Here is a 13,001-nt window from a genome sequence, read left to right on the forward strand (position 1 = left end):
CACCACCCCTGACCCGCGTGCCCCGGGCGCGGCCCGCTCCCCCCGCCGCACCACCGCGACCGAACCGACAGTCACCGCCGTCACGAGCGGGCTGCCTGAGCTGTCAAAACCCCCTGGGAGTAGTACTCATGACGATCCGTCTGCTGACCGGTGCCACCGGCTTCGTCGGCGGTACCGTGGTCCTGGAACTGCTGGAGCGCACCGAGGGCGTCATCTACGCCATGGTCCGCGGCAGTGACGACGAGGTAGCACTCAAGCGTCTGCACGAGGCGCTGACCGGCCTGGCCGAAGGCTACGGCCGCCCCGACCTGGTGCCCGCCATCGAGGAGCGCACCCGGGCCATCTGCGGCGACATGACCGTGCCCGGCGGCGGCGTGGACCTCACCACCGCGCCCAAGGTCGACGAGCTGTGGCACTGCGCGGCCTCGCTGCGGTACGAGGAGGAGTACCGCGAGGAGATCGAGGCGCAGAACATCGGCGGCACCCGCAACATCCTGCAACTCGCCCAGGACCTCGGCGCCAGCACCTTCAACTACGTCAGCACCTCGTACGTGGCCGGCGCCCGGCGCGGCCTGATCTACGAGGAGCGCGCCACCGACACCGAGGTGGCCAACAACAGCTACGAGCGCTCCAAGATCCAGGCCGAGGCGCTGGTCCTGGAAGCCGCCGACCGGATGCGCATCCGGGTGCTGCGCCCCAGCATCGTCATCGGACACAGCGTCACCCGGCACGGCATCAACTGGTCCGGCATGTACGGCTTCGCCCGGCAGGTGCTGCTCTTCAAGCGGATCGCGGGCCGCCGGCTCGGCGTCGAGATGCTGCCCGACACGCAGGTGCGGCTGCTGGCCGACCCGCAGTCCCGGCTGAACTTCGTCCCCGTGGACATGGTCGCCCGCAACGCGGTCTCCATCGCGCTCTCCGACTCCCCGGAGACCTTCTTCCACCTGGCCAACTCCGAGCAGCCGACGACCAGCGACATCATCACCACGGTCATGGACCTGGTCGGCCTGCCCAGCCCCGTCTGGGCCTCGGACACCACCGGCTTCTCGCCCGTCGACGAGATCTTCGACAAGGGCATGGACTTCTACCGGCCGCACATGAAGAACAGCAAGGCGTTCGACCTGACCCACACCGACGCGGTGTGCGGCGCGGACGCCTCCCGTGCCCCGATGGGCATCGAGGACCTGGCCGAGTACGTCCTCTACTTCCTGCGCCAGCAGCGCGGCTTCGACGAGAGCGCTGCGCTCGGCCGCGTCGTCCCGCCGTTGGCCGAGCGCCTGCGCGTGGCCTGAGCCGCGGCGGTCGCGACCCCGCACCCCCCCCCCCCACACCCCGTATCACCCGAGCCTGCCAGCACATGCGGGCAGCGAATTGGAGGACCCAATGCACAGCCCGGAAGCCGTGGCGGAGAAGCTGCGCACCCTGCTGGAGGACATCGTCGGTGGCGCCGTACCGCTGGACGAGCCGGGCGCCCGCACGGTGCCGCTGTGGAACCTCGGCCTGACGTCCACCGGTTTCATGCGCCTGCTCGACGCGATCGACGAGCACTTCGGCGTCGAGTGGGACCTGCTCGACTCGGTCGACGCCGTCTCCTCGTTCGACAACCTCGTCGCACACATCGCGGCCGAGCCCGACACCCGGGCGGCCGTCCGCGAAGGGGCCGACCAATGAGCCGCCGCACCATGGCGCTGGCCACCGCGCCCGCCGAGGCCGCCCGCCGCCACCCCGGCGCCGCCCTCTACCTGGACCGCCCGCTCGACCTGTTCCCGGCGGCCGGCACCGAGCTCAGCTTCGTGGACTTCCGGGACCGGGTGGACGAGGCCGCCGGACTGCTCGCCGCGGCCGGCGTCGCCGCCGGCGGCCGGGTCGTCATCGTCAAGCAGCCCAACTTCGACGTGCCGCTGCTCGCCTTCGCGTGCGCCCGGATCGGCGCCGTACCGGTCCTGGTGCACGACGCGGTCGGCACCGCGTCGCTGGGTTCCCTGGCCCGTACCGCCGAGCCCGTCGCGATCCTCACCGACGCCACGACCGAGGCCGCGGGCACCCTGGACGAGGTGCCGGCCGACCTCGCGCCGCGCTGGTACGTGGGGGCCGCGGGCGCGCACGGCCGCTCGCTCGGCGAGCTGTCGCCGACCGCGCTGCCCGCGCCGACCGTCCCGCCGCAGGACTCGCCCGAACTCGTCACGCACAGCTCCGGCACCACCGGCGTGCCCAAGCTGGTGGTGCACTCGGTGGCCAGCTTCGCCGGGCACGCCAAGCCGCAGGTCATGATCGGTCGGGTGCTGCGGGTGAAGGACCCGCTGCTGATGTGCCTGTCGCCGGTGCACGCCCGCAGCATGTCCGGGATGCTCGCCATCCTCGCCCTCGGCGTCCCGCTCGGCTTCATGGTCGACCCCGCGCCGGCCAACGCCGCTGCCATGATGGCCCGGGTCCGCCCCGGCCTCCTGGAAACCGTGCCCAACGTCTTCATCCGCTGGGAGGAGGTGGCCGAGGAGAAGCCGGAACTCTTCGCCGGCGTACGGATGTTCCTCAGCTCCTTCGACGCCGCGCACCCGCGGACCATCAACACCCTGCTGCGCGTCGCCAAGCCCAAGGCCCGCTACCTCCAGGCGTACGGCCAGTCGGAGACCGGACCGGTCACCGTCAAGCTGCACAAGCTCGGCGGCGGCTGCGAGGACGGCCGCTGCGTGGGCAAGCCGGTCATCGGACACACCAAGATCCGCATCTTCGACGAGGACGGCACCACCCGGCTCGGCAAGGAGACCCCCGGCGCGATCTACGCCCGCTCCGGCGGCATCACGCCCAGCTACATCGGCTACCCCGACCAGCGGCAGAACGGCTGGTGGGCGATGGGCGACTACGGCCTGATCAGCAAGAAGGGCTGTCTGCACCTGTACGACCGGCTGGTGGACCGAGGCTCGGGCGTGGACAGCCTGCTGGCCGCCGAGGACCACATCCTGGAGAACGTCCCGCAGCTCACCGAGGCCGTGCTGATCCCGGTCGATGACGGGCTGCCGGTGCCGCTGGTGTGCACCCGGGGCGACCTGCCGCTGGACCCCGTCGCCTGGGCGAACGCCACCAAGGAACTGCCGCCGCTGGCGGACCCGGTGCACTGCACCTGGGACGCCATCCCGCACACCGCCACCTGGAAGGTCAAGCGGCTTGAGGTCGCGCGCCGGCTCGCCGCCGGTGAGCTGGCCGGGCTCGCGGAACGGTAAAGCGCACCACACGTGCACCAAAGGAGCCAGGAAAGATGACCACCGACCACCGGAACGCGGCGGGCGACCCGCTGGCCTCGCGGCTGACCGCCATGAAGCGCGGCGTGGAGAAGATGATCCCGGTCCCCGCCGAGCACCGGGTCTCCGCGCTCGGCGTGTCCGAGGCGGCCCACCAACTCGGCTGTGACGAGCACCTGGTGGAGCTGCTGGTTGCGGCCGGGCTGCCGGCCGAGGAGACGGCGCAGGGCCTGCGGTTCGACTACCACGACGTGATGAACCTGGGCCTCCAGTCCGGCACCGGGCGGTCGGTGGCCGAACTCGGCGAGCGCTCCTGCATGCGGCTGGCCGCCGGCAAGCCGGAGAGTTGGACGGCGGCGCGCAACTGGCGGGTGCGGCTGACCGCCTCCGTCGAAGGCGCCCCCGGCACGGTGGTCGCCCCCCTGCCGCCGGCCCCCAAGGTGCTCGGCGGCGAACTCCTCGACTGGCAGCCCGACATCGACGGGCCCGGCACCGCCGAGGCCCGTCTGACCACCCGCGGCACCGTGGACAGCCCGCGCACCGACGCCGTGCGCGAGATCCACGACCAGCTCCTGGACGAGCTGGCCACCGGCGTCTACCAGTACGGCTGGATTCCCGCCTCGCTGCGGGCCCAGCCGCGCGCGGCGCTCGGGCACCGGATGGCCGACTGCGTCGTCTCGGCCTGGCTGATGCACCAGCGCGCCCAGGAAGCCGGGCTCCGCGCCCGTACCCGCAAGGGCTTCCTGCTCGGCCTGATCGGCGTCGAGCACGCCTGGATCGAGGTGTATGAGGAGGGCCGCTGGCTGGTGCTCGACCCGGTCCTGGCCTACCTCGGCGGGCGCCAGCGCAACACCGCTCCGGAGTTCGCCGACTTCTGCCGCGGCTCCATCCACAACCGGGTGCTCGCCTGGGACCGGACGGCCGAGGAGTCACTGGCCGATCACGTCTCTGCCAATGGTGAGCGAATTCTGGTCGATTGCCGCCCGCTGCCACTGGCCGACTGATCTGATCATTGCCGACACACCCTCGCCGGAACCGAATCGGCCGGTTCCGAAAGCTCCACACTGGAGGATCCGATGTTCAACAAGCTGGCGGCGCTGGCGACCGGACGCAGAAAGCTGGTGCTGATTCTGTGCCTGCTTTTCTGCGTGGTCGCCGGAGGGTTAGGCGGCAGCGTTTCCAGCAAGCTCTCCTCGGGCGGCTACGAGGTGCCGGACGCGGAATCGACCAAGGCGAGCAAGGCGCTGACCGACCGCTTCGGCACCGGCGAGCCCAACCTGGTGCTGCTGGTGAAGACCCCCAAGGGCGCCGACCAAGCGGAGACCGCGCGCAAGGGCGCCGAGCTCACCAAGAAGCTCAGCGACGAGCCCGGTGTCCAATCGGCCGGCTCCTACTGGACGCTGGGCAAGGACCCCTCGCTGCGCAGCGAGAAATCCGACTCCGCACTCGTCCTGGCCCACCTGGAGGGCGACGAGGACGAGGTGGAGGACCACCTGGAGAAGCTGCTCCCGCACTACGAGGACGGCGCCGCAGGGCTTGACGTCCTCTTCGGCGGCCGGGCTGAGGCGTACCGGGAGTTGAACGTCCAAACGCAGGACGACCTGATCCTCGCCGAAACCATCGCACTGCCCATTACCCTGATCCTGCTGATTCTCATATTCCGCGGCGTCATCGCAGCGCTGTTGCCGCTCGCCCTGGGAATTGTGTCCATCATCGGTGCGATGTTGGTGTTGCAGGTCCTCGTCTCGTTCACCGACGTTTCGGTGTTCGCGATGAATATGACGACGGGGCTCGGTCTCGGCCTCGGCATCGACTACAGCCTCTTTGTGGTCAGCCGGTACCGAGAAGAACTCGGAAAGGGCGCAACGGTCGAGGAGGCCGTCGCCACGAGCATCAAGACGGCCGGTCGTACGGTGTTGTACTCGGCCATCACCGTCATTCTGTCGCTCTCCGCCCTGCTGCTGTTCCCCATGTACTTCCTGCGGTCCTTCGCCTATGCCGGAATCGCCGTCGTCGCCTTCGCCGCGCTCTCCACCCTGGTGATGCTGCCGGCGTTGCTCGCGGTGATCGGGTCGCGCATCAACAAGTGGTCGTGGACCAAGCAGCGGACCAAGTCCGTCGAGGACGGCTTCTGGCACAAGGTCGCCACCAAGGTGATGCGCCGCCCGATTCCGTTCGCCTCCGGCGTCGTGGTCGTCCTTCTCGTGCTCGGCGGCCCGTTCCTCGGCATCGCCTTCAACCTCGCCGACGAGCGCGCCCTGCCGAAGGACGCCGAGGCGCACCGGGTCAACACCGCGCTCTCGCAGGACTACACGGCCCGCGAGATGGAGCCGGTGATGGTCGTCGCCGAGGGCTTGGGCGACCCGAGCGCCAAGACGACCGAGATCGGCGACTACGCCACGGTGCTCTCCCAACTCGACAACGTCGCCCGGGTAGACGCACTGACCGGCTCGTACGTCGAGGGCCGCCAGGTCAGTCAGGCCACCAAGGAATCGGCCCGGTACGCGGGCGAGGACGGCACTTGGCTGTCGGTGGTGCCCAGCGTCGGCTCCTACAGCGACGAGGGACAGGACGTGGTGCGCGACGTGCGCGCGGCCAGTGCCCCCTTCGACGTCAAGGTGGGCGGCGCCGGCCCCGCGTTCCGCGACACCATGGACTCGCTCGGGGACCGGCTGCCCTACAGCATCGCGCTGATCGCCGTCTCCACCTTCGTCCTGCTGTTCCTGCTGACCGGCAGCGTCCTGGTGCCCATCAAGGCGCTGGTGCTCAACCTGCTCAGCCTGACCGCCACCTTCGGCGCCATGGTCTGGATCTTCCAGGAAGGGCATTTGCAGTGGCTGGTGGGTGACTTCACGGTCACCGGCGGCATCGTGGCCACCACGCCGATCATGATGTTCTGCGTGGCGTTCGGCCTCTCCATGGACTACGAGGTCTTCCTGCTCTCGCGGATCAAGGAGGAGTACGACGCCACCGGCGACAACACCCGCTCCGTGGCGCTCGGCCTGGAGCGCACCGGCGGCATCGTCACCGCTGCCGCCGTGCTCGTGGCGACGGTCTTCCTGTCCTTCGTCATCTCCGGCATCACGTACATGAAGATCCTCGGTCTCGGCATGGCGCTGGCCGTGATCATGGACGCGACCCTGGTGCGGGGTGTGCTCGTGCCGGCCTTCATGCGCCTGGCCGGCAAGTGGAACTGGTGGGCCCCAGGCCCGCTGGCCAGCCTGCACCAGCGCTTCGGGCTCAAGGAGGGCGGCGAGGCCGCCCCGGCCCGGGCCGCGGCGTCCCCCACGTCGGACGTCGGCAGCTAAACCGCAGCGCCAGCGCGTGCCCGAGCGGCGGCGAGGTCCAGCCATGACCCACGGGCCCCGCTGCCCGCATCGGCGTACGCCGGCGCCCACCGCCCCACCGCCGCCGCGCACCCACCCACCACCCATCACCCGCACCGCCCGCACCACCGCACACCACGAGGGGAAAGCCGTGACCGACCAGCTCACGCCGGGTCATCGACTGCTGCTCGAATTCATCGACCTGCCGGAACTGCTCGACTCCGTCGGCCGCGACGCGGACCTGACGGCGGCCGGCCTGAACTCCGGCGACCTGATCCGGCTGGCCCTGGCCATCGAGGACCGCACCGGCGAACCGCTGGCGGACGAGGAGTTGGCCGAGCTGCACACGCTGGACGGCATCGACCGGGTGCTCACCGCCCGGGCCGTCGCCGGTGCCCCGCTGGCCCCCGGCGGGGAGACCGGCTGATGTGGACGGCCCACCTCGTCCGGCGGCACCGGCAGCAACGCCCCGACGCACTGGCCGTGGTCGCCGGCGAGCGCGCGCTGAGCTGGCGCGAACTGGACGCGCGGACCGACGCGTTGGCCAGCGCGCTGCTCGACCGAGGCGTGCGGCGCGGCGAGCGGATCGTGGTCAGCTCGCCCAACCGCGCCGAGGTGCTTGAGCTCTACCTCGCCGCGGGCAAGGCGGGCGTCATCGTCTGCCCGGTCAACCACACCTTCCCCGCGCCCGAGGTCGCGCACGTGATCGGCAACGTCGAGCCGATCGGCGTCTTCGCCGAACAGGCCGTGCTCGACCGGCTCGGGGACGCGTTCGGCACCGGCTGGCGGGTCGCGCTCGGCTCGCCCGCGTACGAGGCGATGGCCAGCGGCCCGGCCCGACTGCTGGCGCTGCCCCGGCAGGACGACGTGTACGCGATCCTGCACACCTCGGCCACCACGGGGCTGGCCAAGGGCGTCACCGTCACCCACCGTTCGATCTCCGCCTGCTACACCGGCATGGCCGCCGAACTCGGCCTCGGGCCGCACGACGTGATGGTCAACCCGTGCCCGCTGTTCCACGGCAGCATGGTCATCGGCCTCGCCGTGCTCGCCGCCGGCGGCACCCTCGTACTGGAGCGGGAGTTCGCGCCGCAGCGGTTCCTGGCCGACGTGGCCGCGCACCGCGCCACCCGCGCCTTCCTGGTGCCGGCGATGGTCCGCTTCGCGCTGCGCACCAGGGCGTTCGAGACCACCGACCTGTCCAGCCTGACCGATGTGATGTTCGGCGGGGCGCCGATGCCGGACGAGGTGCTGCACGAGGCGCTTGAGCGCTTCCCGTGCCCGCTGCGCAGCATCTACGGCATCACCGAGGGCGGCGGCCCGATCGCCACCATGCTCTTCGAACCCGCCCATCTGAACGGCGGCGCGGACGGGGCGGACGAGCTGCGGCTGCGCTCGGCCGGCCGGATGCTGCCCGGCTGCCACATCGAGATCCACGATCGCGCCGGCCACCGGGTGCCGCCCGGCGAGATCGGCGAGCTGTGCGTGCGCGGCGACGGGCGGATGGTCGGCTACTGGCGCAACGAGGCCGCGACCGCCGAGGTCGTCCGGGACGGCTGGCTGCACACCGGCGACGTCGCGTACGCGGACCCGGACGGCTTCCTCTACCTCGTCGACCGGCTCGGCGACGTGCTCATCAGGGGCGGCCAGAACGTCTACCCGGCCGAGGTCGAGCGGGTGCTCGCGGCCCAGCCCGGGGTGCGCGACGTGGCCGTGGTCGGCGCGCCGTCCGCGGAGTGGGGCGAGGTGCCGGTGGCCTTCGTCGCGGCCACGGAACCCGATCCGCAGGCCGCCCCGCTGCTCACCGCGTGCGTGGCCGAACTCGCCAGCTACAAGCGGCCGGTGCGCATCGTCTTCGTGCCCGAGATCCCGCGCAGCACGGCCGGCAAGGTGCTGCGGCGGGTCCTGCGCGCACAACTGGCGGGCGGGCAGACCGCCCCCCGGACCGGCCTGCCGGCCGACCGGCCGACCGCCCCACCGACTGACTTCCCGGCCGACCCCGCGCCGCTGGCCGACCCCGCGCCGCCGGCCGGTTCCGTCCCGCCCGCTGACCGACCGGCCACCGATCCGCCGGGTACGGACCAGCCGGGCCCGGGCCAGCCGCGTACGAGCCAGTCGCGTACGGATCAAGCGGCGCGTACGGACCAGGCACCGGCCGACCAGCCGCCCGCGGCCCCTTCCCGACCGACCACAGATCAGCCGAACACAGACCGGTCGGGCCCGGACCATCCGCAGTCGGATCACCCGCAGTCGGACCACCCGCGGGCGGACGAGCCACCGGCGGACCAGCCGCAGCCGGGCCGGCCGGCCACGGACCAGCCGGCGGCCGGCCAACCGGCCGCGCCCAGCACCGACGGCGCCCCGACGGGCGGCGCCGCACCACACACGAACGGGGCCGGCGGCGCGGACGTGCCGCCCGCCGCCCCGGCCAAGGGGGTATGAGGACGATGCGCGTTGCATGCGTGGGCGCCGGACCCGGCGGGCTGATGCTCGCCCTCCTGCTGCGCCGCTACGGCAACCACGAGGTCGACGTCTACGAACGCAGCCCCGCCGACGCCACGTTCGGCTTCGGCGTGGTCTTCTCCCGGCTCAGCCTGGCCCGGCTGCGGCAGGCCGCGCCCGACGTGGTCGCCGCCCTGCTCGACCAGGGCGCCCGCTGGGACGACGTGGAGGTGCGGCGCGACGGCCGCGGCGTCCGCTCCTCGGGGCACGGCTTCGCCGCCGTCGAGCGGCGCGCCCTGCTGCTCAGCCTCCAGGAGTTGGCCCGCTCCTCCGGCGCCCGGCTGCACCACAACACCGAGGTCGACGCCACCGACCTGCTGGACCGCTACGACGTGGTGGTGGCGGCCGACGGCGCCGGCAGCCGCACCCGCGCCGCCCACCGCGACCAGTGGGGCGCCCGGCAGGTCACCGGCGCCAGCCGGTACGCCTGGTTCGGCGTGGAACGCGCCTTCGACGCCATGACCTTCCTGTTCGCCGACGGCGGGCACGGCCCGGTCGGCGCGCACGTCTACCCCTACACCGCCGACAAGTCGACCTTCCTGGTGGAGATCAGCGCCGAGACCTTCGCCGCCGGCGGCTTCACCGACGGGCACACCCAGCCACCGGGCTGGAACGACGAGCAGGCCATGGAGTACTGCGCCAAGGTCTTCGCCGACGACCTGGCGGGCGCCAGGCTGATCGGCAACGGCTCGCGCTGGCTGACGTTCTCGCACATCGACGCCGACCGCTGGTCACACGGGCGGCTCGTGGGCATCGGCGACGCCGTGCACACCGCCCACTTCTCCGTCGGCTCCGGCACCACCATGGCCCTGGAGGACGCCGCCGAACTCGCCCGCTGCCTGCACGCGGCGGCCGAGGCCGGCAGCCCCGTCGAGCCGGCGCTCGCCGCGTACGAGAAGGCCCGCAGGCCCATCGTCGAGGGCATCCAGCGGGCCGCCTGGGCCAGCCGGCGGATGTGGGAGCGGCAGGAGGACCACGCGGGCCTCGACGTGGGCACGCTGATGCTGCGGCTGCTCAGCCGCAGCGGCCAGTCGCCGGCCGACCTGCTGCTCCGGCTCGACAAGGGGCTCGCCGAGCGCTGCGGCCACGACTGGACCGCCAAGCCGGCCGGGCCGGTGCCGGCACTGGTCGCCGCGGGCGACCCGGCAGGGCCCGAAGACGTCCTGCTGGTCGCCGCGACCGACGCGCCGGCGGCTGCGCCGCACCAGGTCACCACCGTGGTGCTCGAACCGGACGGCGCCGACCACGCCCTGCCGGCCCCCGACGCGCTGGCGCAGCAGGTCGCGGCCTGGCGCGCCGCGGTGCCCGGCGTACGGGTCGGGATGCTGGTGCGGGCCACCGCGCCCGCCGAGGAGCCGGTGGCAGCGGCCGTCGCCGCGGTGGCCGCCCTGGTGCGTGACGTGGACGTCGACGTGGTCGCGGTCGCCCCCGGCGGCGGCGACGCGGCCGACAACCGCGCCGCCCAGATGGCACTGAGCGAGCGGGTCCGCGCCGTCACCGGCACCCCCACCGCGTACGTGTGCCCGCCGGCCGAACTCAGCCAGGGCTGGACCCACGTGCAGGCGGCCCGCGCGGACTTCGTGTGGACCGCGACCGCGTGAACCGGTGACCGAATCGGGATGCCGCAGCGGCATCCCGGCCTTGAAAGGAGCGGGGAGATGACCCTGCTGGAGACCGCCGGGTCATCCGCCGCCCAGGGCGCGGAGACCGTCCGGTGGACCACGCCCGCCGGCGTGGAGGTCGTCCGCACCACCGAGTACGTCGGCAGTGCGGCGGCCACCCGCACGGTGCTCGAAGACGCGCTGTGCCACCGCCGCGGGCTGCTCCAGTTCCGGGACGGCGACCGGGCGGTCGGCTACCTCGACCCGCCCGTCGAGGTCACCGCGTCCGGCGCCGAGGTCACCTTCCGGGCGCTGGGACCGCGCGGCCGGCTGCTGCTGCCGGTGCTCGGCGCCCGGCTCGGCTGCGTGCCCTCACTCACCGACCTCAGCCAGGACCGGGACCGGGTGCGGGTGGTGGGCGCGCCGCCCGGCGGCCTGTTCGCCGAGGAGGACCGCACCCGGCAGGTCGGCGTGTTCGCCGCGGTGCGGGCCCTGGTCGACGCGCTGGCCGGCCCCGATCCGCTGCTCGGCCTGTACGGCGCGTTCGGCTACGACCTGATCTTCCAGGTCGACCCGATGGAACAGCACCAGCGGCGTACCCCGGGCGACCGTGACCTGGTGCTGCACCTGCCGGACGCGCTGTACGAACTCGACCTGCACAGCGACGAGGCGGTCCGCCACCACTACGAGTTCCGCACCCCGGCCGGCAGCACCGAAGGGCTGGAGCGCACCACCCCCGCCTGCCCGTTCGCGCCCGGCCGGCCGCCGGCCAGGGAGCGGGACCTGGAGGTGGGCGAGTACGCCAGGGTGGTGGACGCGGCCATGCCGCTGTTCCGCTCCGGCGCGCTCTTCGAGGCCGTGCCCGGGCAGGTCTTCCACCGCTCGGTCAGCGCCACCCCGGCCCAGCTCTTCCGCCGGCTGCGGCACCGCCACCCGGCGCCCCGCAGCCTGCTGATGAACCTGGCCGACGGGGAGTTCCTGGTCGGCGCGTCGCCGGAGACCTTCGTGCGGGTCCGCCACACCATCGGCACCGAAGGCACCCGCACGCTCGTGGAGTCGGCGCCGATCAGCGGCACCATCCGGCGCGGCGGCAACGCCCTGGAGGACGCCGAGCACATCAGGACGCTGCTCAACTCGGCCAAGGACGAGAACGAGCTCACCATGTGCACCGACGTGGACCGGGGCGACAAGTACCGGGTGTGCGTCCCCGGCACCGTACGGGTCACCGCCAGGCGCCGCATCGAGATGTACTCCAGCCTCATCCACACCGTCGACCACGTGGAGGGCGAACTGCGGCCTGGTCTGGACGCGTTGGACGCGCTGGCCACCCACCTGTGGGCGGTCACCGTCACCGGGGCGCCCAAGCTGGCCGCGGTCGAGTTCATCGAGCGGCACGAGCGCTCGCCGCGCCGCTGGTACGGCGGCGCCGTCGGCCGGGTCGGCTTCGACGGCGGCCTGGACACGGTGCTGACGCTGCGCACCATCGAGGTGCGGGACGGGGTGGCCACCGTACGGGTGGGCGCCACGCTGCTGCACGACTCGCGGCCCGAGGACGAGGAGCAGGAGACCGAGCTCAAGGCGAAGGTGCTGCTCGACGTGCTCGCCGACAGCGTCGACCGGCCGGCGGCCAGGCCGCACGTGCGCCAGGCGCCGGGGGAGGGGCACCGCGTCCTCATCGTCGACCACCGCGACTCGTTCGTGCACTGCCTGGCCGGCTACTTCCGGGAGACCGGTGCCCAGGTGGAGACCTACCGCAGCGGGGGGCACCTGCCGCTGCTCGCCGAGCGGCGGCCCGACCTGGTGGTGCTCTCGCCGGGCCCCGGCGCCCCGGCCGACTTCGCCACCGCCGCCACGCTCGCCGAGGCCGAGCGGCTCGGCATCCCCGCCTTCGGCGTCTGCCTGGGGCTCCAGGGCCTGGTCGAGTACTTCGGCGGCCAACTGGCCACGCTGCCCACACCGGTGCACGGCAAGCGCTCGCGCATCCTGCGCACCACCACCGACTCGCTCCTCCTGGACGGCCTGCCGCCGGCCTTCGAAGCCGGCCGCTACCACTCGCTGTACGCCGTGCCCGAGTGGCTGCCCGAGCAGTTGAAGGTCACCGCGACCACCGAGGAGGGCCGGGTGGCGATGGCGGTGGAGGCGCCCGAACGGGGCTTCGCCGCCGTGCAGTTCCACCCGGAGTCGATCCTGTCCGTCGCCGGCCACACCGGCCGCGCCGTCATCGCCAACGCGGTCACCCACCTGATGCGCCGCACCCCGCAACGGGCCGGCCGATGACCCACCCCCACGGCCCGCACGCGATGCGCCGCCCACGAATCCCCGTACGACGCCCCGTA

General features: G+C 72.8%; 9 protein-coding genes. All 9 read left to right on the top strand.

Going from position 1 to position 13,001, the window contains the following annotated elements:
- Window positions 1-128 precede the first annotated feature (128 nt).
- The 9 genes from ACMA1D_RS03455 (at window position 129) to ACMA1D_RS03495 (ending at window position 12,942) form a co-directional block, all read left to right on the top strand.
- A complete protein-coding gene (locus ACMA1D_RS03455; protein WP_414722352.1) occupies window positions 129-1,292 on the top strand; it encodes an SDR family oxidoreductase in 1,164 nt (387 codons plus the stop codon).
- A 91-nt stretch (window positions 1,293-1,383) separates the two neighbouring features.
- The gene (locus ACMA1D_RS03460) at window positions 1,384-1,671 is read left to right on the top strand and encodes a phosphopantetheine-binding protein (RefSeq protein ID WP_349991413.1); all 288 of its coding nucleotides are present in this window, start codon (window positions 1,384-1,386) and stop codon (window positions 1,669-1,671) included.
- A complete protein-coding gene (locus tag ACMA1D_RS03465) occupies window positions 1,668-3,218 on the top strand; it encodes an AMP-binding protein (RefSeq protein WP_414722353.1) in 1,551 nt (516 codons plus the stop codon). Before ACMA1D_RS03460 ends, ACMA1D_RS03465 begins: the two co-directional genes overlap by 4 nt.
- Window positions 3,219-3,253: 35 nt before the next feature.
- Window positions 3,254-4,240 (top strand): transglutaminase domain-containing protein, encoded by a 987-nt coding sequence (locus ACMA1D_RS03470; protein WP_414722354.1) that lies wholly within the window; start codon window positions 3,254-3,256, stop codon window positions 4,238-4,240.
- A 72-nt stretch (window positions 4,241-4,312) separates the two neighbouring features.
- Window positions 4,313-6,544 (top strand): MMPL family transporter, encoded by a 2,232-nt coding sequence (locus tag ACMA1D_RS03475; RefSeq protein WP_414722355.1) that lies wholly within the window; start codon window positions 4,313-4,315, stop codon window positions 6,542-6,544.
- Between the two features lie 169 nt (window positions 6,545-6,713).
- Window positions 6,714-6,989, top strand: a complete 276-nt coding sequence (locus ACMA1D_RS03480; protein WP_414722356.1) for a phosphopantetheine-binding protein — start codon at window positions 6,714-6,716, stop codon at window positions 6,987-6,989.
- Complete coding sequence (locus ACMA1D_RS03485) at window positions 6,989-9,004, top strand: AMP-binding protein (RefSeq protein ID WP_414722357.1); 2,016 nt, start codon at window positions 6,989-6,991, stop codon at window positions 9,002-9,004. The genes ACMA1D_RS03480 and ACMA1D_RS03485 overlap by 1 nt, the downstream gene beginning before the upstream one ends.
- Window positions 9,005-9,009: 5 nt before the next feature.
- Complete coding sequence (locus tag ACMA1D_RS03490) at window positions 9,010-10,665, top strand: FAD-dependent monooxygenase (protein WP_414722358.1); 1,656 nt, start codon at window positions 9,010-9,012, stop codon at window positions 10,663-10,665.
- 57 nt (window positions 10,666-10,722) lie between these two features.
- Window positions 10,723-12,942, top strand: a complete 2,220-nt coding sequence (locus tag ACMA1D_RS03495; protein ID WP_414722359.1) for an anthranilate synthase component I — start codon at window positions 10,723-10,725, stop codon at window positions 12,940-12,942.
- The last annotated feature ends 59 nt before the right edge of the window (window positions 12,943-13,001 follow it).

Source organism: Streptomyces sp. 796.1 (assembly GCF_047525675.1).
Lineage (GTDB): Bacteria > Actinomycetota > Actinomycetes > Streptomycetales > Streptomycetaceae > Streptomyces.